Annotated in this window: 24 protein-coding genes; 18 read left to right on the forward strand and 6 right to left on the reverse strand. The window is 67.2% G+C overall.

Translation table 11 applies throughout. The features are described from left to right. Nucleotides 1–12: 12 nt before the first annotated feature. Nucleotides 13–2,070, reverse strand: a complete 2,058-nt coding sequence (locus tag QP552_RS06015) for a bifunctional diguanylate cyclase/phosphodiesterase (RefSeq protein ID WP_286075313.1) — start codon at nucleotides 2,068–2,070, stop codon at nucleotides 13–15. Nucleotides 2,071–2,219: 149 nt separating this feature from the next. On the opposite strand from QP552_RS06015, the gene radA reads away from it, so the two are divergent. From radA to QP552_RS06035, 4 genes are all read left to right on the forward strand, one after another. Continuing rightward, nucleotides 2,220–3,596 carry a DNA repair protein RadA gene (radA, locus tag QP552_RS06020; protein WP_005408586.1) on the forward strand — a complete coding sequence of 459 codons (1,377 nt, stop codon included), beginning with the start codon at nucleotides 2,220–2,222 and terminating at the stop codon, nucleotides 3,594–3,596. A gap of 202 nt (nucleotides 3,597–3,798) precedes the next feature. Then, nucleotides 3,799–5,655, forward strand: coding sequence for an ATP-binding protein (locus QP552_RS06025; RefSeq protein WP_106549511.1), 1,857 nt, complete (start codon nucleotides 3,799–3,801; stop codon nucleotides 5,653–5,655). A gap of 48 nt (nucleotides 5,656–5,703) precedes the next feature. Beyond that, nucleotides 5,704–8,010: a tetratricopeptide repeat protein gene (locus QP552_RS06030; RefSeq protein ID WP_286075314.1), complete on the forward strand. Its 2,307-nt coding sequence runs from the start codon at nucleotides 5,704–5,706 to the stop codon at nucleotides 8,008–8,010. Between the two features lie 106 nt (nucleotides 8,011–8,116). After that, a complete protein-coding gene (locus QP552_RS06035) occupies nucleotides 8,117–8,581 on the forward strand; it encodes a hypothetical protein (protein ID WP_286075316.1) in 465 nt (154 codons plus the stop codon). A gap of 98 nt (nucleotides 8,582–8,679) precedes the next feature. Here the strand turns inward: QP552_RS06035 and ccsA are convergent, their stop codons facing one another. Next, entirely contained in the window at nucleotides 8,680–9,474 is a 795-nt protein-coding gene (gene ccsA / locus QP552_RS06040) for a cytochrome c biogenesis protein CcsA (RefSeq protein WP_106549514.1), read from the reverse strand. A 122-nt stretch (nucleotides 9,475–9,596) separates the two neighbouring features. Between ccsA and ffh the strand changes: the two genes are divergently transcribed. The 11 genes from ffh (at nucleotide 9,597) to QP552_RS06095 (ending at nucleotide 17,132) form a co-directional block, all read left to right on the forward strand. Next, nucleotides 9,597–10,973 (forward strand): signal recognition particle protein, encoded by a 1,377-nt coding sequence (ffh, locus tag QP552_RS06045; protein ID WP_014036403.1) that lies wholly within the window; start codon nucleotides 9,597–9,599, stop codon nucleotides 10,971–10,973. Nucleotides 10,974–11,068: 95 nt separating this feature from the next. Next, nucleotides 11,069–11,503 carry a hypothetical protein gene (locus QP552_RS06050; protein WP_286075317.1) on the forward strand — a complete coding sequence of 145 codons (435 nt, stop codon included), beginning with the start codon at nucleotides 11,069–11,071 and terminating at the stop codon, nucleotides 11,501–11,503. A gap of 80 nt (nucleotides 11,504–11,583) precedes the next feature. Continuing rightward, nucleotides 11,584–12,660: a nitronate monooxygenase gene (locus QP552_RS06055; protein ID WP_286075318.1), complete on the forward strand. Its 1,077-nt coding sequence runs from the start codon at nucleotides 11,584–11,586 to the stop codon at nucleotides 12,658–12,660. Further along, entirely contained in the window at nucleotides 12,657–13,469 is an 813-nt protein-coding gene (locus tag QP552_RS06060) for an aminotransferase class IV family protein (protein WP_286075319.1), read from the forward strand. The genes QP552_RS06055 and QP552_RS06060 overlap by 4 nt, the downstream gene beginning before the upstream one ends. A 99-nt stretch (nucleotides 13,470–13,568) precedes the next feature. Continuing rightward, the gene (gene rpsP, locus QP552_RS06065; RefSeq protein ID WP_005408594.1) at nucleotides 13,569–13,829 is read left to right on the forward strand and encodes a 30S ribosomal protein S16; all 261 of its coding nucleotides are present in this window, start codon (nucleotides 13,569–13,571) and stop codon (nucleotides 13,827–13,829) included. Nucleotides 13,830–13,873: 44 nt separating this feature from the next. Then, nucleotides 13,874–14,386 (forward strand): ribosome maturation factor RimM, encoded by a 513-nt coding sequence (gene rimM / locus QP552_RS06070; RefSeq protein WP_049431209.1) that lies wholly within the window; start codon nucleotides 13,874–13,876, stop codon nucleotides 14,384–14,386. 8 nt (nucleotides 14,387–14,394) lie between these two features. Further along, nucleotides 14,395–15,153, forward strand: coding sequence for a tRNA (guanosine(37)-N1)-methyltransferase TrmD (gene trmD / locus QP552_RS06075; RefSeq protein ID WP_111112948.1), 759 nt, complete (start codon nucleotides 14,395–14,397; stop codon nucleotides 15,151–15,153). A 153-nt stretch (nucleotides 15,154–15,306) separates the two neighbouring features. Next, nucleotides 15,307–15,708, forward strand: coding sequence for a 50S ribosomal protein L19 (gene rplS, locus QP552_RS06080; protein ID WP_005408597.1), 402 nt, complete (start codon nucleotides 15,307–15,309; stop codon nucleotides 15,706–15,708). Nucleotides 15,709–15,790: 82 nt separating this feature from the next. Further along, nucleotides 15,791–16,171: a DUF6404 family protein gene (locus QP552_RS06085; RefSeq protein WP_111112947.1), complete on the forward strand. Its 381-nt coding sequence runs from the start codon at nucleotides 15,791–15,793 to the stop codon at nucleotides 16,169–16,171. A gap of 80 nt (nucleotides 16,172–16,251) precedes the next feature. Continuing rightward, entirely contained in the window at nucleotides 16,252–16,686 is a 435-nt protein-coding gene (locus tag QP552_RS06090; protein ID WP_286075320.1) for a DUF1801 domain-containing protein, read from the forward strand. A 38-nt stretch (nucleotides 16,687–16,724) separates the two neighbouring features. Further along, complete coding sequence (locus QP552_RS06095; RefSeq protein WP_286075321.1) at nucleotides 16,725–17,132, forward strand: DUF1801 domain-containing protein; 408 nt, start codon at nucleotides 16,725–16,727, stop codon at nucleotides 17,130–17,132. Nucleotides 17,133–17,229: 97 nt separating this feature from the next. On the opposite strand, the gene QP552_RS06100 is transcribed toward QP552_RS06095, so the two are convergent. After that, on the reverse strand, nucleotides 17,230–18,702 hold the full coding sequence (locus QP552_RS06100) for an MATE family efflux transporter (protein WP_286075322.1): 1,473 nt from the start codon (nucleotides 18,700–18,702) through the stop codon (nucleotides 17,230–17,232). A 62-nt stretch (nucleotides 18,703–18,764) separates the two neighbouring features. Between QP552_RS06100 and QP552_RS06105 the strand changes: the two genes are divergently transcribed. From QP552_RS06105 to QP552_RS06115, 3 genes are all read left to right on the forward strand, one after another. Next, on the forward strand, nucleotides 18,765–19,004 hold the full coding sequence (locus tag QP552_RS06105; RefSeq protein ID WP_111112943.1) for a hypothetical protein: 240 nt from the start codon (nucleotides 18,765–18,767) through the stop codon (nucleotides 19,002–19,004). 9 nt (nucleotides 19,005–19,013) lie between these two features. After that, nucleotides 19,014–19,421: an RNA-binding S4 domain-containing protein gene (locus QP552_RS06110; RefSeq protein WP_049446976.1), complete on the forward strand. Its 408-nt coding sequence runs from the start codon at nucleotides 19,014–19,016 to the stop codon at nucleotides 19,419–19,421. A 149-nt stretch (nucleotides 19,422–19,570) separates the two neighbouring features. Next, entirely contained in the window at nucleotides 19,571–20,761 is a 1,191-nt protein-coding gene (locus tag QP552_RS06115) for a cellulase family glycosylhydrolase (protein WP_286075323.1), read from the forward strand. Nucleotides 20,762–20,871: 110 nt separating this feature from the next. On the opposite strand, the gene QP552_RS06120 is transcribed toward QP552_RS06115, so the two are convergent. The 3 genes from QP552_RS06120 to QP552_RS06130 all read right to left on the reverse strand — a co-directional run bounded on the left by QP552_RS06120 (nucleotide 20,872) and on the right by QP552_RS06130 (nucleotide 25,168). Further along, nucleotides 20,872–21,474 carry a DUF937 domain-containing protein gene (locus QP552_RS06120; RefSeq protein WP_286075324.1) on the reverse strand — a complete coding sequence of 201 codons (603 nt, stop codon included), beginning with the start codon at nucleotides 21,472–21,474 and terminating at the stop codon, nucleotides 20,872–20,874. A 108-nt stretch (nucleotides 21,475–21,582) separates the two neighbouring features. Further along, complete coding sequence (locus tag QP552_RS06125; protein ID WP_286075912.1) at nucleotides 21,583–23,094, reverse strand: catalase; 1,512 nt, start codon at nucleotides 23,092–23,094, stop codon at nucleotides 21,583–21,585. Between the two features lie 316 nt (nucleotides 23,095–23,410). After that, the gene (locus QP552_RS06130; protein ID WP_106549526.1) at nucleotides 23,411–25,168 is read right to left on the reverse strand and encodes a wall associated protein; all 1,758 of its coding nucleotides are present in this window, start codon (nucleotides 25,166–25,168) and stop codon (nucleotides 23,411–23,413) included. Nucleotides 25,169–25,265 lie beyond the last annotated feature (97 nt).

The following is a 25,265-nucleotide window of genomic DNA, read 5'->3' on the forward strand; positions in this document are numbered from 1 at the left end:
TGCGGTTGCCTCTCAACCGACCTTGCGCAGGAACTCGTCGGCGTCCATCGGCCGGCCCAGGTGGTAGCCCTGCAGCTGGTCGCAGCCCAGCTCGCTCAGGTACTCGCGCTGTGCCTGGGTTTCCACGCCTTCGGCCACCACCTGCAGCTGCAGGGTGCGGCCCAGCGCGATGATCGATGAGACGATGGCGGCGTCCTCGGCATTGCACTCCAGGTCGTGCACGAACGCGCGGTCGATCTTCAGTTCGGTGGCGGGCATGCGCTTGAGATACAGCAGGCTGGAATAACCGGTGCCGAAATCATCGATGGCGATGTGCACGCCCATCGCGGTCAGGTCGTTGAGGATCGCCAGGCTGGCGTCAACGTCCTTCATCGCGGTGGTTTCGGTGATCTCCAGTGTCAGGCACGCCGGTTCGATGCGGTGCCGCTCCAGTGCCTCGCGCACGCTGTCCAACAGGGCCGGCGAGGAGAACTGCAGTGGCGACAGGTTCACCGCCATCGACCATTCGGCATGTCCGGCATCGTGCCACGCGCGCAGCTGCGCGCAGGCGCGGTCCAGTACCCAGTCGCCGATCGGCAGGATCAGGCCACTGCGTTCGGCGATGGGAATGAACACATCCGGTGCCAGCAGGCCCAGCTCCGGGTGCTGCCAGCGCAGCAGGGCCTCGGCGCCGGTGGCCGGTGCACCCGCCGCGGGGAATTTGGGCTGGTAATGCAGCACCAGTTCGTTGCGCGTGATCGCCTTGCGCAGGTCCTGCAGCAGGCGCAGCTGGCGGTTGGCGCTCAGCTGCATCGACGGCGTAAAGAAGGTATAGCCGTTCCGGCCGGTTTCCTTGGTGTGGTACATCGCCGCATCGGCGTGTGCCATCAGCTCGCGTTCGTTGCCGGCATCATCCGGATACAGGGCGATGCCGAGGCTGGCGCTGACCTGCAGTTCGGCCGCGTCCAGGGTGAACGGCTCGCCCGCGGCAGCGATGATGCGCTCGGCCACGACCACGGCATCGTCGGGAATATCGATGGCCAGCACGATCACGAACTCGTCGCCGCCGAGGCGGGCGAAGGTGTCCTGCGGGCGCAGCAGCCCGCCGATGCGCTGTGCCACCGCCACCAGAAGGCGGTCACCGAGCTGGTGGCCATAGGCATCATTGACCGCCTTGAAGCCGTCCAGGTCGCAGAACATCACCGCCACCGCGTGGTTGCGGCGGCGGGCCTTCTCGATGGCCTGCTCGATGCGGTCCTGCAGCAGCATGCGGTTGGGCAGCTGGGTCAGCGGGTCATGCAGCGCAGCCTGGATCAGCTTGTCGTTGGCGTGCGCCAGCGAGTCGGCCAGCAGCCCGGTGCGCACGCGCATCTGCCGGTCGAACAGCGAGGCCACCAGGGCGATGCCCAGGGTCGCCACCGTGGTGACGATCACCAGCACTGCCAGCCAGCGCGTATCGATGCCGCCACTGCCGACCGCGCCGCAGATGCTGCCTTCGGGGAAACGCGCGGCCGCCATGCCGGTGTAGTGCATGCCGACGATGGCCAGCCCCATCACCAGCGACGCCAGCGCGCGCAGGAGGATGGTGTTGCGCTGTTCGGTGCGCAGGCGGAAGGCAATCCACAGCGCCGCACCGGCGGCACCGATGGCTACCGCGATCGAGGCGGCGAACCAGCCGGGGTGGTAGTCGATGCCCGGCTGCATGCGCATCGCGGCCATGCCCAGGTAGTGCATGGTGGCGATGCCCAGCCCCATCAGTACGGCGCCGGCCAGCAGCCGGCGCCAGGGCAGGCTGGGGCGCGACACCAGCCACAGTGCGTAGGCCGAAGCGCCGATCGAGACCGCCAGCGAATACAGGGTGATGCCGAGGTCGTAGCCGACCGGGATCGGCAGGTCGAAGGCGAGCATGCCGATGAAGTGCATCGACCAGATGCCCAGGCCCATTGCCGCCGCGCCCCCGGCCAGCCACCAGCGGGCCACGCGCCCCTCGGCCGTGGCCAGGCGTCCGGCCATGTCCAGCGCCGTGTACGAAGCAAGGATGGCCACCAGCAGGGAGATGATGACCAGGCTCTGACTGTAACTGCCAGTCATGTTGAATCCAGTGGGGGAGGGAGGGGCGCCCGCAAGGCGCACGCCCGCGACCCCTATCGGCGCGGGTGGGCGGGACTTGAGCGGTCGCAGCACCTGCGACCCGGCTCGGCTATCCTGCCACGCCTGTTCCCGTTGCTGGAAATCATCCAATGGCAAAAGCCCGCACCGCCTACGTCTGCAATGAATGCGGCGCCGAATTCAGCAAGTGGCAGGGCCAGTGCACCGAGTGCAATGCCTGGAACTCGCTGTCGGAAATCGTGCTGGAGAGCGCGGCGGCGGCCAAGGCGCCGGCGTCGCGGCGGGCGGGTTGGGCGGGCAAGATCGATCCGCCGAAGATCACCGCACTGAAGGACGTGGAGCAGACCGAGCACCGCCGGGTCAGCACCGGCATCGGCGAGTTCGACCGCGTGCTGGGCGGCGGTCTGGTCGAGGGCGCGGTGGTGCTGGTCGGCGGCGACCCGGGCATCGGCAAGTCCACCCTGCTGCTGCAGGCAGTGGCGAAGATGGCGGCGGAGCTGCCGGTGCTGTACGTCACCGGCGAAGAGTCGCTGGCGCAGGTGGCCGGCCGCGCGCACCGGCTGGAACTGCCACTGGATGGCGTCAACGCGCTGGCCGAGACCGGCGTCGAGTCGATCCTGCAGCATGCCTCCAGGGCCGGCCCACGGTTGATCGTGGCCGATTCGGTGCAGACCTTGTGGACCGAGAGCCTGACCGCCGCGCCGGGTTCGGTCAGCCAGGTGCGCGAGAGCGCCGCGCGCTTGGTGCGCTTTGCCAAGGAGACCGGCACCGCGGTGTTCCTGGTCGGCCATGTGACCAAGGAGGGCGGCATCGCCGGCCCGCGCGTGCTCGAGCATATGGTCGACGCGGTGCTGTATTTCGAAGGCGAGAGTGGCAGCCGCTTCCGTTTGCTGCGCGCGTTCAAGAACCGCTTCGGCGCGGTGAACGAGCTGGGCGTGTTCGCAATGGGCGACAAGGGCCTGAAGGAAGTCTCCAATCCTTCGGCGATCTTCCTGTCCGGTGGCAGCACGCACCAGCCCGGCAGCTGCGTGATGGTCACCCGCGAGGGCACCCGGCCGCTGCTGGTGGAGGTGCAGGCGCTGGTGGATGCGTCGCCGCTGTCGAACCCGCGCCGTGTCGCGGTCGGCCTGGAGCAGAACCGCCTGGCCATGCTGCTGGCCGTGCTGCACCGTCATGGTGGCGTGCTGGTCGGCGACCAGGACGTGTTCGTCAATGTGGTCGGGGGTATCCGCGTACAGGAGACTGCGGCCGACCTGCCGGTGCTGCTGGCGGTGCTGTCCTCGCTGCAGGACCGGCCGCTGGCGGAAAAGACGATTGCCTTTGGCGAGGTTGGCCTGTCCGGCGAGATCCGCCCGGTGCCCAATGGCGAGGACCGCCTGCGCGAGGCCGCCACCCATGGTTTCAAGCGCGCCATCGTGCCCAAGGCCAACGCACCCAAGGGCGGTTCGGTGAAGGGCATGGAAGTGATTGCGGTGGAACGCCTGTCCGAGGCGATCGACGCGGCATAACACCCGTCCTGTAGAGCCGAGCCCACGCTCGGCTGCTTTTTGTAGCGTCGAGCCATGCTCGACGGGTGGTCGAACAGCAGCCGAGCATCGGCTCGGCTCTACAAGTGTCCAATGCAGTAACGGTCAGCTTCACTGTGCTAGTTTTTCCCGCTCGACGAAGGCGCCCTCTGGCGTCTTTCCGTGCCCAGGAGTAAACGATTACATGCAGGACACCGCGCTCACCGCCCCCAACGCCGAAATCCGTCGTGCCGGGGTCGATCTCAATGGACTGATGACGGTGCTGGGCAAGCACCTGTACTCCACCCCGGTGGTGGCGCTGCGTGAGCTGGTGCAGAACGCGCACGACTCGATCATCCGCCGTCGCATCGAACAGCCGGGCATCGAAGTGCCTTCGCGCATTTCGGTGCAGGTCGATGCCGCTGCCGGCGTGCTGCGCATCACCGATACCGGTGCCGGCCTGACCCGTCAGGAAATCCACGACTACCTGGCCACCGTCGGCGTCGGCTACACCCGTGGCCTGCGCCAGGGCGGCGAGGACGACGAAGGCCTGATCGGCATGTTCGGCCTCGGCTTCCTGTCGGCCTTCGTACTGGCGCGCAGGGTCAGCGTGCGTACCACCTCGTACCAGACGCCGGAGCTGGGGCATCTGTACGTGTCCAGCAACGCCGAGCAGTACACCGTCAGTGAAGTGCCGGCGCGGGCGGTCGGTACCGAGGTGGAACTGGAGCTGCATCCGGACTTCCTGCCGCTGGCCAACGAGGCGCGCCTGCACGAGGTGCTGGGCCGCTACTGCGCACTGCTGTCCGAGCCGATCTTCATCGGTGCTGCGGCCGAGGCGCTCAACCCCGAGCCGCCGCCGTGGCGTGGCCAGGGCGACGTCGCTGTGCATCCGGTGCAGGCGCGTCGCCAGGCGCTGCAGTTCGCTGCGCGCTTCGAGCACGATTTCGAGCCGATCGTCACCGTGCCGTTGCGCGCGGATGGCAACAGCGATGCCACCGGCCTGCTGTGGGTGCAGGACGGTGCTACCTACGGCACCAGCGACAACCGCAACCTGTCGGTGTTCGTGCGCGGCATGCTGCTGGACGACGATGCGCGCGACCTGCTGCCGCCCTGGGCCGGTTTCATCGGCGGGGTGATCGAATCCTCGCGTCTCACGCCTACCGCCAGCCGCGAAGACCTGCAGCGCGACGACCAGTACCGCGCCGTGCAGCATGCACTGCTGGAAGCGCTGATCGATGGCCTGGCCGACGTCGCGCGGCAGCAGCCGGAAGCCTGGCGACGCGTTCTCACGCGCCACAATGAGGCCTTGCTGGGCGCAGCGCTGTGCGATGACCGCCTGTTCGACCTGCTGCTGGAACACGTGCGCGTGCCGACTTCGCAGGGCGACCTGCCAGCCAGTGCGTTGCCGGCGCGCGGTGCCGTGCATGTGATCCTCGACAATGGCGGCGGCTTCGAGGAAATGCTGTTCCGTGCGATGGGCGTGCCGGTGGCGCACGGCCATCGCTATGCGGTGGTGCCGTTCCTGCGCCGCTGGGCCCAGGCCAAGGGCCTGCGCCTGGTCGAGCTCGGCACAGAGCAGGGCAACCGCGCGCTGTTCCGCACTGACGACAGCCTCGACGAGGCGCAGCTGGCATGGCTGCGTGAGCAGCTCGGCGATGGTGAACAGCTGCTGCCGGCACGCTTCAGCCCGGAGGCATTGCCGGTGGTGGTGGTGCCCGACCGCGAGGCCGAACTGAAGCAGCGCCTGGAAGACGACGAGAACGACAAGCGCGTTTCAATGGCGGCGCTGCGCCTGGCCCGGCAGTTCACCGCACGCATCGAATCGCGTGCGCCGTCGCGGCTGTACCTCAACCTCGACAATCCGGCCGTGCAGGCGCTGTTGCGCGCCCAACGCGACGGGCACCCGCAGGCCGAAGCCGCAGCACGCCTGCTGCGTTCGCTGAAGATCATCGTCGCCGCGCAGGGCCGTCCGCTGGCCCGTGCGACTGCTACGCCCGGCCCGGATCTCAACGGCGCGTTCACCGATATCGCCGGTGCCCTGCAGCAGATGCTGCGCTGAGCACCGCCCCCTCTCATCCAGCCTTCGCTAGACAGGAGCACTTACCCCATGGACATCTGGAACTGGGTCGAAAAACTGCAGGGTGACCTGCGCCAGGCAGGCCAGGCGCAGAACGCGCACCTGCTGAACCGCCTCGCCGACGAGGTGAGCGAGCTGCGCGTCGACCGCGTCGACGCACTGCTGCCCGAGGCGCGTGCGCTGGGCAAGGCGCTCGACAACCCGTGGGTCGACGTCTACGTCGGCCACTGGGCGCTGCGCAACCGCGTCGGCAACCGCGTCGAAGGCGAGAGCGCGCTGGGCGAAGCCGTGGCGCTGTTCGAACGCGCGCATCGTGAGGACACGCTGGAGTGCCCGCAGTCGATCTGCGTGACCCAGGATCTGGCGGCCTGCTACGGCAACATCGATGGCCCGGGCTGGGTGCCCGAGCGCATCGAGGTCTGCGATGAAACGCTGGCTCGCATCGATCCAAGCTGGGCCTGCTTCCAGTGCCTGAGCTGCGAGAAGGCCGATGCACTGCTCGACGATGGCCGCGGCCAGGATGCGCTGGATTACCTGCAGGTGCAGTCCGGCGCGATCGAGGCCTGTGGCAAGGAAGTGTTCGACAGCTTCCCGGAGATGCAGATCAAGATCCTGCTCGGCATGGGCCGCGCCGAAGAGGCGCTGGCGCTGATCGAGAAGCGTGAGGCCGAAGTCGCCGCGTCCGGCGAGTACGAGCCGGCCAACTGCACGGTGCCGCGCCGCCTGTCCAAGGCCTGGGCGCTGGCGCAGCTCGGCCGCGACGAAGAAGCGCTGCAGCAGCTGGTGCCGTGGAACGAACTGACCCCGACCTATTGGCGGCTGTGGGCCAACACGGCTGCCGCGCTGTGCCAGCGTGATCCGTCGCGCAACACCTGGGACCTGGGCACGCGCTACACCACCATCATCGAGCACTTCGCGAAGGTCGGCTCGCACCGTCTGCTGATCGAAGTGGCCGCGCTGAGCCTGGAGCTGGCCCTGCAGCGCGGTGCACGCTGGGTGGCACAGCGCCAGCTGGAGCTGGCGCGTAACCATCTGACGCAGCTGCGCCAGGACCGCGGCGCCGCAGCGCTGGTGGCCGGCCTGGCCGCTCGCATCGATGCCTTGCCGGATGTCGCACCTCTGCCGGTGCCGGCCGCTGAACTGCTGGCATGGCTGAACGAGCAGGGCGAGCAGAACCAGTCGCGTGATCCTGAGCGCGAGGCGCAGTGGCTGCTGCAGGCACAGGCGCAGCTGCCGGATGATGAGGCACTGGCCGAGATGGCCGCTTCCGCGTTGAGCGCCTGTGGTGCACAGGCGGAAGCGCGCGCATTGCTGTGGCGATTCGTGCGCACACACGCTCAGGATGATGGCCCGGCTGCCTACACGCTGATGCGCTGGCTGACCGAGCAGGGCGACGACGACGGCCTGCGCCAGCTGGCGGATACCTACCGCGGCAGCGTGCCGGTGTTCGCGCACTGGTGCGAAGTGCAGCGCGCTCGTCGCGTTTCCGACTGGCCGGCGCTGGAGCAGGCCGCGCAGGCGCTGCTGGCCGCCTCGCCAGGTTCGCACGGTGCGCGTGGCACGCTGGCGCGCATGTACATGGAAACCGGCCGCTTCAGCGAAGCACAGGCCTGCTATGCGCAGCTGGTGGAGCTGCTGGAAGAACCCAACGCCGCGCACTGGGACCACATGAGCGCCGCCAGCGCGGCGCGGGATTGGGACGCGGTGCGTCGCTCGGCGGCGGCGATCGGCATGGAGCTGTCCAGCCAGGAGGGTGTGGTCGAAGAACCGTGGGGCTGGGTGATCATCCGCAGCGAAGAGAATGGCGAGCCGATGGAGTACTACGCCCGCCGCAGTGGCCCGGTGACCGCACGCATCGTCGAGAACGCACCGGCCAACCGTGCCCAGCAGGTCGGCGACTGGGTGGTGTTCGACGCCGCGCTGGTGCACCCGGCGCCGGAGGAGGAAGAGGCCCGCGAGCACTTCATCCCGACCTATGCGCAGGTGCATGTTCTGGAACGCGGCGGCTTCGCCCGCAGCTGGCTGATCGATGGCGCGCACCCGGGCGAAGAGGCCTGGAATGCCTTTGTCGAAGCTGCCGAGGCGCAGGGCTGGCAGGTGTGGTCGCACAGCCGCGCGGACTACACCGTGACCGATCCGGCCGTGGAAGAGGGCACCCTGCCGGGTGTGCTGTTCACCGTTGCGCAGCCGCAGGATCATGCGCCGCTGGCACTGCATCGCTTCCTGCAGCAGGAAACCGCGGCGTGGCCACATCCGCATTGCTGGCTGCGCCTGGCCGAGGCCTGTGACCAGGATCGACAGCCGCACCTGGACGTGATCGAGCGCTACGGGCTGTAAGCTCTGCCGCGCGGGACGCTCGCCGGGCATGGCCCGGCGCTACCCCCACGCGGTTCCGGTAGCGCCGGGCCATGCCCGGCGTCCCCGCACTCCAGGAATGGAAAACATGCGAAAGACAGGGATGTTGATGATCGCCGGGCTGCTGCTGGCCCCCACCGTGCAGGCTGCACCTGCATGCCAGGAGCCAGCCGCTGTGGCCCGCGCCTTCTACGAGGCGACGACCGGTAACGGTGATCTGCTGGAGCCGCCGGCTGCACTGGTTAGCCCGGCCTTCAGCAAGGCGCTGCGCGGCGAGCGTGCCTGCCAGGAACGCGAACAGGGCATCTGCACGATCGATTCCGATCCGTGGCTGGATGCGCAGGACGGCGACATCGACAGCCCGGTGCGCTACAGCTGGAAAGAGACTTCGGCGACTACCGGCCAGGTCGAAATGCGGTACTCGGTGTGGAAGGCTGCCTACGTGACCCGGTTGCCGATGGTGCGCCAGGCGCAGGGCTGCTGGCAGGTCGATGACATTCTCACCAACAGCGGCCGCTCGGTGCGGAAGATCCTGGCCCAGCCAGTGCCCTGAACCGCGTGGGGCATCCACGCATGGCATGGATCTACGGCGCTCCGTTTGCCGGCCAGGTGATGTTGTGGGGCGGGTACCGACCGTTGGTCGGCACGCCTCTACCGCGTATGCCCGAACACCAGCTCGATCACGAACTGGCTGCCGAAGAACGCCAGCAGCAGCAACAGCATCGCCGCCAGCGTCCAGTGCACCGCCTTCATTCCGCGCCAGCCGTAGCGACGGCGGCCGATCAGCAACACGCCGAATACGATCCATGACAGCACGCTCAGCACGGTTTTGTGCACCAGCTTCTGCGCCAGCAGGTCATCGACGAACAGCACGCCGGTGACCAGGGTCAGGGTGAGCAGCGCAAAGCCGACGGTGATCACCCGGAACAGCAGCGATTCCAGGTCGGCCAGCGGCGGCAGTGCACGCAGCCACGGGCGGAATTCACGACGGCGCAGGGCACGTTCCTGCAGCCACAGCATGATCGCCAGCAGCGCGGCGATGCTCAGCGTCGCGTAGGCCAGCAGCGCCAGCCAGGCATGGCTGGCCAGGCGCCAGCCCAGCACTTTGCTCGGTTCGTGGCCGTAGCCGTGGTAGGCCAGCAGCAGCACGGCAGCCAGCGGGAACACCACCACGCCCAGCGCCGACATCCGCCCTCGCGCGCCGACCAGCGAGGTCAGCCAGGCCATGCCCAGGCCGACCAGCGACAGGGCGGCGAAGAAGTGCATGTCCGGGCCGCCGTTGGTGCGCATCGCGACCATCACGTGGTAGCCGCCGTGCAGCAGCATCGCCGGCAGCGCCGGCCACAGCCAAGTGGGCGCGCCAGAGGTTCCATCGCGGCCGAGCGCGCGCACCAGCAGGGCACTGGCAGCCAGGTACAGCAGGACGGCGATGAGAACGATTGTCATCGTTGCAGTTTCGCATACCCCCGCGGTGGTGGCGACGGCCGCGGCGTCGCAGCCCGGGGGCAGGGGCGGACCCGTTATACTGTCTGCCTTATTGTCCCCCGCTTTCAGACAGGTTGCGCCGCATGTTCGAGTCCCTGACCCAGCGCCTTTCCGGCACCATCGAGCGCCTGCGTGGCCGTGGCCGCCTGACCGAGGAGAACATCCGCGAGGCGACCCGCGAGGTCCGCATCGCGCTGCTCGAAGCCGACGTCGCGCTGCCGGTGGTGCAGGCCCTGATCGAGCGCATCAAGGTGCGCGCGGTCGGCCAGGAAGTGCTGAAGTCGCTGACCCCGGGCCAGGCCCTGATCAAGGTCGTGCGCGACGAGCTGACCGCGGTGATGGGTGCTGAAGCCAGCGACCTGAACCTGAATGTTCCGGCTCCGGCCATCATCCTGATGGCGGGCCTGCAGGGCGCCGGCAAGACCACCACCGTGGGCAAGCTGGCCAAGCACCTGAAGGAAAAGCGCAAGAAGAAGGTGATGGTGGTCTCGGCCGACGTTTACCGTCCGGCCGCGATCGAGCAGCTGAAGACCCTGGCCGAGCAGGTCGGCGTGCTGTTCTTCCCGTCCAGCGCCGACCAGAAGCCGGAGGCCATCGTCCGCGCTGCCATCGACGATGCACGCAAGTCGTTCGTCGACGTGCTGCTGGTCGATACCGCCGGCCGCCTGGCCATCGACGAAGCGATGATGGCCGAGATCAAGGCCCTGCACGCGGCGGTGAACCCGGCCGAAACCCTGTTCGTGGTCGACGCCATGACCGGCCAGGACGCGGCCAACACCGCCAAGGCCTTCGGCGACGCGCTGCCGCTGACCGGCGTGGTGCTGACCAAGACCGACGGTGACGCCCGTGGTGGTGCCGCGCTGAGCGTGCGTTACATCACCGGCAAGCCGATCAAGTTCGTCGGTGTCAGCGAAAAGCCGGAAGGCCTGGATGTGTTCCATCCGGACCGTATCGCCAGCCGCATCCTGGACATGGGCGACGTGCTGTCGCTGGTCGAGCAGGTGGAGCAGCAGGTCGACAAGGACAAGGCGGCCAAGCTGGCCGAGAAGGTCGCCAAGGGCAAGAAGTTCGACCTGAACGACATGCGCGACCAGCTTGAGCAGATGCAGAACATGGGTGGCATCGGTGGCCTGATGGACAAGCTGCCGGGCCTGGGCAACATCCCCGACCATCTGAAGCAGCAGGTCAGCCAGGGCAAGGAAGTGCCGCGCATGATCGCCATCATCGGCTCGATGACCAAGAAGGAACGGCGCAACCCGAACCTGCTCAATGGCTCGCGCCGCGCGCGCATCGCCAAGGGCTCGGGCGTGACCCCGGCCGACGTCAACAAGCTCATGAAGCAGTACATGCAGATGGAAAAGATGATGAGCAAGATGGCCGGCGGCGGCATGAAGGGCATGCTGCGCAGCATGAAGGGCATGATGGGCGCCATGGGCGGCCGTGGCATGCCGTTCCGTTGATCGACGTGAGGGCCGAACGCAGGTGCCGGGATCGGCACTTGCGTGCCCCGGCCCGTATTGCTTGACTACCTGCCGTATCTGACAAGGGAATGTTCATGAACAAAGTGATCGTGGCGATGGTCCTGGCCCTGGGCCTGGCCGCATGCAAGGACGACACCTCGGTGTCGCAGAAGGCCGGCAGTGCCATCAGTGGCACGGCGGCTGATTTCGTTGCGGGCCTGGGCGAGGGCGTGGACAAGCGCATGAACGTGACACTGCAGGCCGATCCGGGCCTGGCCGCACATGGCCTGACCGTGACCCTGGGCAAGAGCCGGGGCATGGGTTCCAAGGACGCGGCGGTGTATGTGGTGGCCGACAAGGCCTTCAAGGGCAAGCTGGTGGCGCGCGCGCTGGACGCCGATGGCACCGAGATCGGCCGTGCAGCGGCCGAGGTGGAGTTCGCCGCAGACGACGCGCGCTACGTGACCTTCCAGTTCAACGAGGAAATGGACAGCCAGCTGGTGCGCACCTACGCGGTGGTGGCGCGCTGATCCCTGTGCGACCGGATCTACGGATCCGGTCTCGGCGACTGGCGTATGCTGGGTGGTGACTTCTCCCACAGGTATGTCGCGTGAACGCATCGCCGATTCTTGAACGCGCCGACACCTTCTGTCGGCGTTTTTCATTGCAGCTTCCGGTCCTGCTGGCGCCGATGGCCGGCGCCTGCCCCGTACCGTTGTCGGCTGCGCTGGCCAACGCCGGCAGCATGGGGGCGATGGGTGCGGTGCTGTCGTCTTCGGCCGATATCGGTCGTTGGATGGACGATTTCCGCGCCGCTTCGGCCGGCCCGGCGCAGGTGAACCTGTGGGTGCCCGATCCGGCACCGACCCGTGATGTCGCCGCCGAAGCTGCCAGCCGCGCCTTCCTCGCGCAATGGGGCCCGGACGTGCCAGCGAGCGCAGCCGACGCCACGCCCGCCGATTTCGAAGAACAGTTCGCCGCGCTGCTGGCCGCACGCCCGGCGGTGGCCTCGACCATCATGGGCGTGTTGCTGCCGCGCCACGTGCAGCAGCTGAAGGACGCCGGCATCGCCTGGATCGCGTGCGCGACCACGTTGTCCGAAGCACGCGCTGCCCAGGATGCCGGCGCCGATGCCGTGGTGGCGCAGGGCGTGGAAGCGGGTGGGCATCGTGGTTCATTCGATCCGGCGATGGCCGAGCGCCAGCTGGTGGGCCTGTTCGCGCTGCTGCCGCGTCTGGCCGATCACCTGCAGATTCCTGTGATCGCCGCCGGTGGCATCGCCGATGGTCGCGGCATCGCTGCGGCGCTTACGCTGGGCGCCAGTGCCGTGCAGATCGGCACCGCGTTCCTGCGCACGCCGGAAGCGGCGATTGCGTCGGCGTGGGCGGACGGGCTGGCTGCCAGCGAACCGGAAGACACCTGGCCGACCCGTGCGTTCAGTGGTCGCCTGGGCCGTGGCCTGGCCACGCCTTATGTGCGCGCCGCCGCCGCGGAAGGTACCCCGGCGCCGCGTCCGTACCCGGTGCAGCGGGGCCTGACCGCGCCGATGCGCAAACAGGCCGTGCAGGAAAACCGCCTGGCCGCGATGCAGGCCTGGGCCGGGCAGTCGGCGTGGATGGCGCCGGCAGAGCCCGCTGCCGAAGTGCTGCGCGGTATGTGGAACCAGGCGCAGGCGCTGCTGCGATGACGGTGATCTGCAATGGCCAGCCGGCGCAGGTGGAGGATCTGCTGCCCGCGCTGGTGAATTACGGCCATTTCACCTCGCTGCAGGTTCGCGACAACGCCGTGCAGGGGCTGGGCCTGCATATGGCGCGGCTGTCGCAGGCGACGCGGGAGCTGTTCGGCAGCGCGCTGGACACGGTGCAGGTACAGGCCTGGATGGTGCAGGCATTGCAGCAGGCAGGCCTCGCCGATGCCTCACTGCGAGTGACGGTGTACTCGCGCCGCTTCGATTTCCGCAATCCGCTGGTCGCCGTGCCGGTGGACGTGCTGGTGGCGGTGTCCGCGCCGGTGGCGCTGAGTACACCGAAGCGCGTGCGCAGCGTGGCCTGGCAGCGCGAACTGCCGCAGATCAAGCATGTAGGCACGTTTGGCCTGTTTGCCGAGCGCCGTGCGGCGATGGCGGCCGGCTTTGACGATGCCCTGTTTGTCACCGCCAGCGGCGAGATCAGCGAGGGCAGCACCTGGAACCTGGCCGTGCACGACGGTGAACGGCTGCTCTGGCCGCAGGCGCCGGCGCTGCGCGGGACGGCCGAGACGCTGCTGAAGCGGCACTGGCCTGGGTCGCAGCTCACGCTGCCGCTGGCGTTGGCTGAACTGGACGGCGTGAAGGCGGCTTTTGCCTGCAATGCCAGCGGCCTGTGGGCGCTTGAAGCCATCGACGGGCATGTCCTGCCCGGTTCGCAGGCCTTGGCTGAACAGGGAAGGGCGGTGCTGGCGGCGGTGCCTTGGCAGGGATTGGGGTCAGATCCCTTTTGCGTCCCAAAAGGGATCTGACCCCCGGCAAGCCCCCCCGGGGTTGGCTCGGCCGGGCTCTGCCGCTATAATCGCCCGCTTACCTCGCCATCCTGGCGACTGGGCAATAGGAAAAACACCATGGTCAAGATTCGACTGACCCGCGGCGGCGCCAAGAAGCGTCCGTTCTACCACATCATCGTCACCGACGTGCGCAGCGCGCGCGACGGCCGCAACATCGAGCGCGTTGGTTTCTACAACCCGGTCGCCCAGGGCGGCGAGAAGCGCATCGAGCTGGACCTGGCCCGCGTTGACCATTGGGTCAAGAACGGCGCCCAGCCGACCGACAAGGTCCGCAACCTGATCAAGGAAGCGACCAAGTCCCAGGCCGCTGCGGCCTGATCCTGACGGGCCACGCTTCGGCGTGGCCCTCTTGGTTGAAGCAGATGAAAGATATCGAGCGCCGCATCCTGCTGGGCAGGGTTGTCGGCGCTTTTGGTGTGCGCGGCGAGATCAAGCTCGAGTCCTGGACCGAGCCACGTTCCGCCATTTTCCGTTACCAGCCGTGGATCGTGCGCAGCCCGTCCGGCGTGGAAACCACGATTGAAGGTGTGCGTGGCCGCGACAGCGGCAAGCACCTGGTCGCCCGTTTCCCTGGCGTCGAGGACCGTGATGCGGTCGAAGCGATGCGCGGCACCGAGATCTACGTGGCCCGCAGTGCCTTGCCGCCGCCGAAGCCCGATGAGTATTACTGGGTGGACCTGGAAGGCCTGGACGTGAAGACCACCGAGGGCGTTGCCCTGGGCCAGGTCTCGCACCTGTTCAGCACCGGCGCCAATGACGTGGTGGTGGTCCGTGGCGACCGCGAGCGGATGATTCCGTTCGTGCAGCCGGACTTCGTCAAATCGGTCGACTTCGAGGCCAACCTGGTCGTGGTCGACTGGGATCCCGAGTTCTGAGTGTGAGCATGCGTTTCGACGTCATCACCCTGTTCCCCGAGTTCCTCGCCCAGTCCGCTGGATTGGGCGTGGTCGGGCGCGCGCAGGAGAAGGGGTTGTTCAGCCTGCATGGCTGGAACCCCCGTGATTACGCCGAAGGCAACTACCGCCGGGTGGACGACCGTCCGTTCGGTGGTGGCCCGGGCATGGTGATGCTGATCGAGCCGCTGCAGGCCTGCCTGCAGGCGATCCGCGATGCTGATCCGACCCCGGCACGGGTGATCTACCTCAGCCCGCAGGGGGCGCCGTTGACCCAGGCCAAGGTACGGGAGCTGGCGGCACTGCCGCGCATGGTCCTGCTCTGTGGCCGCTACGAGGGCATCGACGAGCGTTTCCTGGAAGCCAATGTCGACGAGGAGATTTCTCTCGGCGACTACGTGCTGTCCGGTGGTGAGCTGGGCGCGGCGGTGATCATCGACGCCGTGGCCCGCCTGCAGGACGGTGCCCTGAACGACGCGGAATCGGCGGCGCAGGACAGCTTCGAGGGCGACCTCGGCCTGCTCGACTGCCCGCACTACAGCCAGCCGGCCCAGCACCCGCTGGGTGACGTGCCGGACGTGCTGCGCTCGGGCAACCACGCAGCCATCGCGGCCTGGCGCCGCCAGCAGTCGCTGGTCCGTACCGCCCAGCGGCGCCCGGACCTGCTGGATGAACAAGCGCTGGGCAAGGCCGACCGCAAACTGCTGGAACAGGGCCGTCAGGCCCGGAAACACAAGGCCAGCCCCTAGCGCAGGGCTGGCTTTATCGGCTATCATGGCCAATTCCGCCAGCCACGGCCGGCGCGCGCAGTACCCAAAACAAACGTGCAGCACAGTCCCGTGACTGCATGAGCCTACGTTGTCGATACGACACGCCCACCCGAACAAGAATCGGTGTAACCCATGAGCAAGCTGAACAAGTCCATCGTCGCGGAATTCGAATCCGCCCAGATCACCCGTGAACTGCCGAAGTTCAGCCAGGGCGACACCGTTGTCGTCAACGTGAAGGTGAAGGAAGGCAGCCGCGAGCGCGTGCAGGCCTACGAAGGCGTTGTCATCGCCACCAAGAATGCCGGCCTGAACTCCTCGTTCACCGTCCGCAAGATCTCGCACGGCTACGGCGTCGAGCGCGTTTTCCAGACCCACAGCGCCATCATCGACTCGGTCGAAGTGAAGCGTCGTGGTAAGGTCCGCGCCGGCAAGCTGTACTACCTGCGTGGCCTGGAAGGCAAGGCTGCCCGCATCAAGGAAGACCTGGCTGCCGCTGCTGCCGCCAAGGCTGCCCGTCTGGCCGAAAAGGCCTGATAAACAACTTCGGTTGTTGCCGCGACGGCCACCTTCGGGTGGCCGTTTGCGTTTCCGGCATCGCATCGGCCACGATCAGGTGATGAACGACATCAACCCGCGCTATCCCGCTGTGATCCAGGCGGCATTGCGCTTCCTCGACGGCAAGGGGCTGGCGCGCGTGCAGTCGGCGCCGCTGCTGCACCGCCTGCTGTGGCGCCTGGGCATTGCCCTGCCGCCACCGATCCTGGCCGGCTTCGGCATCAATGCGCTGGTGCAGGGCCTGCTGTTCGGGTTGTTCTGGACCGCGCTGATGTGGCTGATGCTGTGGCAGGGAAGTGAGCGCCCGCTGGCCCTGTTGTTGCTGGCCGGCCTGTTGGCCGGCGCGCTGTTCGGCGTGGTGATGGCGGCCCTGATGCGCTCGCTGCGCCGCCACCGCAAACTGCCGGAGTGGCGCCAGTTCCGCGCGGGGCAGGCGGACTGAGCCGATGGCGCACCGCGCCGTGACCAGCAGGCGCGCGTCGCGCTAGGCTGCCGGCATCATCCCGATGGACGTGCCGTGCGATGCCCGCCAAGCGAACCGCACCCTCCGCCGCCCCAACGCTGCTGTCCGGCGGCAACCCGCAGATCGCCAAGGGCGAAGGCAATGCCCCGGTGCAGGCCTACATTGCCGCCATGCCTGATTGGAAACGTCCGATCGGCGAACAGCTGGATGCGCTGATCGAACAGGCCGTACCCGGCGTGCACAAGGCGGTGAAGTGGAACTCGCCGATGTACGCGGTGGCCAGGGGCGAAGGCTGGTTCCTCAGCTTCCATTGCTTCACCCGCTACATAAAGGTCGCGTTTTTCCGCGGCGCCGCGCTGAGGCCGGTGCCGCCGGAGCCGTCCAAAAGTGCCGATACGCGTTACCTGCACATCGAGCAGGATGGCGTGCGGGATGAGGCACAGTTCCTCGACTGGGTGCGCCAGGCGGCCGCATTGCCTGGAGAACGCATGTAAGTCGACTGTTACGATCTCCTTGCCGACGAGAACCGCTGATGGCCATCCATTCGCCTGACCCCGCCGACGCGGGCACTCCTGCCTCCACCCTGATCGACGCCCGCATCGCCGAACTGGGTGACTGGCGTGGCCAGACACTGGCCCGCGTGCGTGTATTGATCCATGAGGCGTTGCCTGACGTGCAGGAAACCTGGAAGTGGCGTGGCACGCCGGTGTGGGAGCACAACGGCATCCTGTGCACCGGCGAGACCTACAAGCAGGCGGTGAAGCTCACCTTCGCCAACGGTGCGGCGCTGGCCGATCCGAAGGGCCTGTTCAACGCCAGCCTGGACGGCAACACGCGGCGTGCGATCGACATCCATGAAGGTGCGATGCCCAATGCCGCGGCGTTGAAGGCGTTGTTGCGTGCGGCGGCGAAGTTTAACGCGGCGAAGAAGAAGCGGTAGGGCCGGCCGCTGGCCGGCTGTTGTGTGATGCTTCTGGAGAGGTTTGACGTTGCCGGCCAGCGGCCGGCACTACCGTGGCAATCACCAGCGGCCGGCATTACCGCGGCGGAGTGGCATCCAGCGCGGCGTCGGGGTCGGCCACCGGCGACGGCGGACAAGCCGGAATCTCCGACGGCGTGGCCAGTTCCTCGGCGTGCGAAGGCTTGCCGATCATCTTCGCCTTGCGCCAGCCACCCCAGCGGTAATACGCCAGCGACAGCAGCATCGACACGAACGAGCTGACCGGGAAACTCCACCAGATCGCATCGGCGCCCCAGTACGGCTGCAGCAGTTCGGCGAACGGCACGCGCACGCCCCACAGCGAACCGGCCAGGATCAGCAGCGGCGGAATCACCGCGCCGGTGGAGCGCACCACGCCGGAGATGACGAAACTGACACCGAAGAACAGGAACGAGCCGATCACCACGTGATTGAGGTGGCGGGCGATGTCCAGCGCCTGGCTGGCCGGTGGCAGGAACAGCGCCAGCAGCTGCCGGTCGAACACCACCAGCGGCAGGATCAGCGCGCCGGTCAGCAGGAAGTTGAACAGCACGCCCTGGCGCGCGGTGCCGCGCACGCGGTCCCAGCGCTGCGCACCGACGTTCTGTGCGGCCATCGACGAGCACGCTGCACCGATCGCCATCGCCGGCATCTGCAGGTAGTTCCACAGCTGCAGCGCGGCGCCGTAACCCGCGCCGGTGTCGGTGCCGTACTGGTTGACCATGGTCATCAGCAGGATCACCGACAGCGAGATCAGCACCATCTGCAGGCCCATCGGCACGCCCTTGACCACCAGCGCCTTGAGGATGGTCAGGTCGAGCTTGAACAAGCGCATGTCGGCACGGCCCAGCCACAGCGTGTGGCGCTTGTGCCGCATGTACAGCAGCAGGCCGGCCAGCGACAGCGTCTGCGCGACCAGCGTGGCCCAGGCTGAACCGGCGATACCCAGCGCGGGGAACGGCCCCATGCCGAAGATCAGCACCGGGTTCAGCACGATGTCCAGCGCCACCGAGACCATCAGGAAGCGGAACGGCGTGCGCGAATCGCCGGCACCGCGCAGCGCGGCGGTGAGGAAGGCGAACGCATACAGCGTCGGCATTGCCAGGAAGATGATCCGCAGGTAGGCCTCGGCCAGCGGCAGCGAGGCGGCTGGCGTGCCCATTGCCGCCAGCAGCGGGTGTGCCATGAACCAGCCGGCGATGGCGATGATCACCGACAGGCCAATGAAGAAGGTGGCACTGGTGCCGACCACGCGCCGCGCCTGGGCGATGTCGCGCGCGCCGATGGCCTGGCCGATCAGGATGGTCGAGGCCATGCCGAAGCCGAATACCGAGCCGATCAGGAAGAACATGATGTTGTTGGCGTTCGCGGTGGCGGTCAGTGCCGCTTCGCCGAGGAAGCGCCCCACCCACACCGCATTCACCGAGCCGTTCAGCGACTGTGCGATGTTGCCCGCCAGGATCGGCAGCGAAAACAACAGGAGATTGCGGCCGATCGGGCCGGAGGTCAGGTCAAGCGGCGCTTTGGCCATGGAGTGGTGATCGAATCCCGGGAGGCGCACACTAGCACCAAGCCGGTTTGCGGGATGTGGCAATGCATCAACGACTGCAGGTGACGCGGGCTCTGGCGCTGGCCTTGATCGGCGCCACACTGGCCGCATGTTCGACAGGTGACCGGCTGGGCGATACCCAGGTGCGGCCGACCGACCGCCCCGAATGCCTGGTCGGCAGCCAGCGCCAGGATCTGTCCGGGGGTGTGCCGACCCTGATCGGCGGCACCGGCTGCCGGACCGACCCCGACCATCCGCGCCCTCTGAACAAGCCACCGGAGTAGTCCAGATCGATGCATGAACTTTCCCCGCTGTCGCCCAGTGTCCGCCTGGACATCTGGCTGTGGGCGGCCCGTTTCTTCAAGACCCGCAGCCTGGCCAAGCAGGCCATCGAAACCGGCAAGGTCAGCGTCGCCGGCCAGCGTCCGAAATCCTCGCGCGCGGTGCGCGTGGGCGAGCAGCTGCAGGTGGACCGTGGCGAGGAGCATTTCGAGATCCAGGTGCTGGGCCTGAGCGATCAGCGCGGGCCGGCACCGGCGGCGCAGCAGCTGTATGCCGAGAGCGAGGCCTCGAAGGCGCGTCGTGCGGAGCAGCGTGCGCTGCGCATCGCGGCGCGCGACGGCTTCCAGCCACCGGAGCACAAGCCGGACAAGCGTGCGCGGCGACTGATCCGTGCGCTGGGCGATCTGGACGCGCTTTGACGCATTGACGCATCCGCCATGCATGGCGGATGCCGTGTGTGCGGAATACCGTCGGTAGCGCCGGGCCATGCCCGGCGGGCAAGGTTCCGGTCAGCCGTTGTTGGGTAGACCTCCGGCAGGGTCGGAACATCCTGTCATGGAAGATCGCAATGTTCCTGCGCCACAGCCTGCTGTGCCTGACCCTCGCCACCGCCCCGGTGTACGCCGCCGACATCACCTTCTGGGATGCTCCGCAACGCGGCGGTAACAGCATGAACATGTCGCCGCCCGACCGGGCCTACTTCGATGCCCTGCGCGCGACCGGCGCGACCTGGGTGCGCCTGGTCCCCGACAAATGGAAGGGGCAGGGCGGGCGTGACTTCCTGATCGGCAATGCCGACGACTACCGTGGCCTGGTTCCGGCCGACCTGGCCACGCTGCGGCGGGTGCTGGATGATGCCGACGCGGCCGGGTTGAAGGTGGTGCTGACCCCTTTGTCGTTGCCGTTGCTGCGCTGGAAGCAGCACAACGGCGACAAGGTCGACCCGCGCCTGTGGCAGTCCTTCGACAACCACGTTCCCGCCCGGCGCTTCTGGAACGACCTCGCCACGGCATTGAAGGGCCATCCCGCGCTGGCCGCCTACAACCTGATCAACGAACCGGTTCCCGAATACGGTGCTGGCCTGGCCGAGCATGCTCCGGCAGAGGCCATGCGCCAGTGGTACACCGGTGTGCAGGACGGGCCGCGCGATCTGCGTCGTTTCTATTCGGAACTGATTGCCAGCATCCGCGCGGTCGATGCGGACATGCCGTTGATGCTGGATGCCGGCTGGTACGCCGCTGCCGACGGTTTCAACTACTGGCCGGCGCCGCTGGCAGACGCGAAACTGCTGTACAGCGTGCACATGTATGAGCCGTATGCCGCCACCAGCGCGCCGAACCAGAAGCGCACCACGCCGTATCGCTACCCGGGCGTGGTGCCGTTTGGCGAGCACAGCGAACGCTGGGATGCCACGCGTGTCCGCAGTTACCTGCAACAGCCGATGGACTGGGCGAAGACGCATGGCGTGGGGGCCAACCGCATGGTGGTTGGCGAGTTCGGCTGCATGCGGCGCTGGCCCGACTGCCAGCGCTACCTGCAGGACGTGCTGCAGGTGCTGGAGCAGGAGAAGGTGCATTGGGCCTTCTATGCCTTCCGCGAGGATGGCTGGGATGGCATGGACTATGAGTTGGGTGACGGCCCGTTGCCGTGGTCCTACTGGCAGGCGCAGGAACAAGGCAAGGCCGTGGCGCCGCCGCGTTCGATGCAGGCGCCGTTGTTCGCACCGATCCTGGAGCGGCTGAAGGCGGGCAATCGGTAAGCCGCCGGGCATGGCCCGGCGCTACCCATGGAAATTCCGATCATGCGATCGGCGGATATCGATCAACGCGACGCCCGGTAGCGCCGGGCCATGCCCGGCGACACCTTCCGTCAGCGCTTGCTACCCAGCAGGTTGCCGCCCAGCTTCAGCAGGTCGCCCATACCCAGCTGGCCATCACCGTCCTGGTCCAGCAGGCTGCCAAGCAGACCGCCGGCGAGACCGCCCTGCTGCTGTACCTGCTGCTTCTCCTGGCCCAGCGCCTGGCTGAGCGAGCCGGCATCGGCCTGGCCGCCGCCCAGGCGCTGGGCGAGGAAGGCCATCACGATCGGTGCGAGGATCTGCAGCAGCTGGCTGGTGCGGCCGCTGTCGAGCTGGGTGGCCTGGGCCAGGCCGGTTTCCACCTTCTGCTGGCTGCCACCGAAGATGTGGCCGAGGATGCCGGCGCCGTCGCTGGCGGCACCACCGCCACCGCTGCCCAGCACCGAACCAAGCACGCTGCCCAGGTCCAGCCCACTGTGGTTGTTCTGCAGTGCGCCGAGCAGCGCCTGCGCGCCCTGCGGCTGCGAGGCGTTGTTGCCCAGCGCGCCCATCAGCACCGGCAGTGCGGCACTGATCGCACCGGAGGCCTGGGTGTCGCTGATGCCGAGCTGCTGCGACACCTGCTGCAGCGGGGCGCCCTGCAGTTTGGAGAGAAGTTCATCGGTCAGGCTCATCAGTGGGCTCCTTGATTGGGTTTGGGCGTGCTGACGATACGACGCGGACCGTTAAAACGGCGACGCCGCCCCAGAGGGAGGCGGCGTGCCGTACGCGGGGCAGGGCGATCAGAGCTCGATGTCTTCCGCGCCCGGGGTGGCGGCCGGGAAGTCGGTTTCCGGCTGGGCCGGCTTGAACGGATCCGACGGCTGGGTGGCCAGGGCCTTCAGGGCCGCGGCAATGCCGGCGCCATAGGCCGGGTCGGCCTTGCTGCAGTTGTCGATGTGGCGCTGCTTGATGAAGTCCGGCGCATCGCCCAGGGCACGGGCGGTGTTGGCGAACAAGCGGTCCTTCTGCGCCTGGTTGTAGCTGCGGAACAGAGCACCGGGCTGGCTGAAGTAGTCGGCGTCGTCTTCGCGGAAGTTCCAGAAGTCGGCGTCACCGCGGATCTTCATCGGCGGCTCGCGGTACTCCGGCTGCTCCTGCCACTGGCCGTAGCTGTTCGGCTCGTAGTGCGGCAGGCCACCGTAGTTGCCGTCCACGCGCATCGCACCGTCGCGGTGGTTGCTGTGCACCGGGCAGCGTGCGGCGTTCACCGGAATCTGGTGGTGGTTCACGCCCAGGCGGTAGCGCTGCGCATCGGAGTAGGCGAACAGGCGCGCCTGCAGCATCTTGTCCGGCGAGGGGCCGATGCCCGGCACCAGGTTGCTCGGTGCGAATGCCGACTGCTCCACGTCCTGGTACCAGTTGACCGGGTTGCGGTTCAGTTCGAACTGGCCCACTTCGATCAGCGGGAAGTCGCTCTTCGGCCATACCTTGGTCAGGTCGAACGGATGCACGCGATAGGTTTCCGCCTCCAGCTCCGGCATGACCTGGATGAACAGCTTCCACTTCGGGAAGTCACCCTTCTCGATCGCGGCGAACAGGTCGCGGCCGTGGCTTTCGCGGTCATGGCCGACCAGGATCTGCGCCTGTGCGTCGGTCAGCGATTCGATGCCCTGCTGGCTGACGAAGTGGAACTTGACCCAGAAGCGCTCGCTGTCGGCGTTGGTGAAGCTGTAGGTGTGCGAGCCGAAGCCGTGCATGTGGCGGAAGCTGCGCGGGATGCCGCGGTCGCTCATCACCACGGTCACCTGCAGCAGGGCTTCGGGCAGCAGCGTCCAGAAATCCCAGTTGTTGCGCGCGCTGCGCAGGTTGGTGTGCGGATCGCGCTTGACCGCCTTGTTGAGGTCGGCGAACTTGCGTGGGTCGCGCAGGAAGAACACCGGCGTGTTGTTGCCCACCAGGTCCCAGTTGCCTTCTTCGGTGTAGAACTTCAGCGCGAAGCCGCGGATGTCGCGCTCGGCGTCGGCGGCGCCACGCTCGCCGGCCACGGTGGTGAAGCGGGCGAACATCTCGGTCTGCTTGCCGACCTTCTCGAACAGCTTGGCGCGGGTGTACTTGCTGATGTCGTGGGTGACGGTGAAGGTACCGAACGCGCCCGAGCCCTTGGCGTGCATGCGGCGCTCGGGAATGATCTCGCGGTTGAGGTTGGCCAGCTTCTCCAGCAGCCACACGTCCTCCATCAGCAGCGGGCCGCGCGGGCCGGCGGTCTTGCTGTTCTGGTTGTCCACCACCGGTGCGCCGAAGGCCGTGGTCATCGGCGTGACCGGGTCATCGCCGTGCTTCTGCTTGGGCGTGGTGCTCAGCTCGCGCTGCTGCTCGGCGCCCTGCTCCGGCGACGGGGCGGTGTGATACGGGCACTTGGCGTTGTTGTTGTCGGACTGGCTCATCGGCTGGCTCCTGGTGGCGGTGAAGACGTGGGAAAACATCTTCACTCGACTGTAGCTAGGGCCAGATGAAATGAATAATCGAATGAATCATTCATTTCTATAGTTTTTGTCTATCGATTGTCGGAAATTCATTGCCGGAGCCTTGTTCCGGTCGCCCCGCGGCTCGCGCCCCGACATGCTCCGGTCATGGGCCAGCGGTGCTCGATTCGACGATGCGCACCGGGCGTGCCAGGCCGTCGAAGGCATCCACATAACGACGATGGAGCATCCCGTCCCGGCGCAGCTGGGTATCCTGCATTGGCCGGATCTGGGTGGTCAGCGGATTCCCGCGTGGCGCCAGCTGCGTTCCGTAGCGTGCGGGATAGGCAGCGGATGCGCCTGCCTTCACATACCGGGTTTCCTGTACCACCACGCCGGCACGGCGAAGGCGCTCGATCTGCAGGTCGCCGATGTTGGCGGTGTAGTCGTTGCCGAAGACATACTCGGCCTGCACGCCGTCAGGCCGGTTCTCCCAGGTGGTTGACACGCAGTTGGAGGTGCAGCCACCGGTGAATGACCAGTGCGGTGAGTATGTGTACGTCCAGGAGGCGGGCTGGATGCCGGGCCCGGACAGGGTCTTGGATACCAGCGACTTGGCCATGTAGGCGTTGGGAATGCCGAATGAGCCAAACCCGAAGTTGGAGGAACTGGTGCCGATGATGCCGCAGCTGCCAGGCGTGTTGTCCGATCCGTGGATCAACTGGCGAAGCGAGAACACTCCTTGCGCGCCGCTGGGATGGCGCATGGTGATCACATCGTTGTAGGCCGGGTCGCCGGCATCTTCCGAGCGGAATCCGGCTGCATTCTGCGCGCAGGAATTCATGTAGAAGCCTGGATTCAGGACGGGGGGCACCATCGTCCACGGCATCGCGCCGACATGGCGGTCGGTGGAGAAGGTCCAGCGCGACTGGTCGGGAAGCACGACTTCATTGAGCGTGCGTCCCCAGTAGCTGTCGACGTAGTTGTAGCGCCAGGTGCGATCTCCGGCCCGGACGGCACCGATCTTGCCCTGCGCGTCATAGTCGATGTCGATCCGGGCTCCGTCATTGGAAATGATCGCCAGCAGGCGGGTCGGGTTGGCACTGTCGTAGCTGTAGCTGACCCAGTTGCCGTGGCGGTCCTCGACACGTGTCGCGTAGAGGAAGACATCGACCACCGGAACCAGCAGGTAGGGCTGCGATGTGCCATTGCCATTGCCATCACGGTAGTACTCGTTGGCCAGCACGTCGTGCTGGTCACGGACCGCCATCCAGTCGAAGAAGTAACGGGTGCCATCGGTGGTCCGCACGACAAAGCCTTCGCCGGTTCCATTCCTGATGGCGGGCAGGCAGCTGACGCGCCACTGGCTGGCCGAGGTGCCAATGTAGGTTGCCCCGTCCTGGGGCAGGCTTGCCCCTGCTTCCTTCAGCAACAGGGATTCATAACCGACCGCAGGGAGGTTGATGAAGATGCCGCTCCAATAGGTATGCTTCGGGATGACCCGGGTGTTGAAGTCCGGTGACGGGCCCACCCACTCGGTCGGGGACAGGTTGCTGCCGCTGCAGCGGCCGCCGCCCACCGCATTCCAGCCCCGGCGCTGATCGTAGGAGCCCATCATGTAGGGGGCATCGATTTCCCAGGACGCCCCCAGCGGAGCGGCAGCGCGATCCAGTCCCTGTTTCTGCTTCGGCGTTGTGCGTGTGAATGCGACCCGCATTCCGCTGCTGGTCGGCACGACGACATCGGTCTGCGAGAACTGCAGCGCGCCATCCTTCCTGTTGAGGGAGTCACCAAACAGATCATCGCCGAGCGCCGCGACCCGCGCACCCCGCAGGCGTTCGTCGTAGGTACGCTCGCTGCTTACGAATTCCTGTGCATCGGCCACGCCACACACCAGCAACAACGCTAGAACCATACGCCGCATGTTCGTTCCCTCGTGATCGAATCCCCTCGCTTCGATGCGGCGGCATGCTGCCCGGCCCCATTGCATGCCGCTGGGATCGCATTTCCAGTGATTGTGC

This window comes from Stenotrophomonas sp. 59 (genome assembly GCF_030291095.1).
GTDB classification, from domain to species: Bacteria; Pseudomonadota; Gammaproteobacteria; order Xanthomonadales; family Xanthomonadaceae; genus Stenotrophomonas; species Stenotrophomonas maltophilia_Q.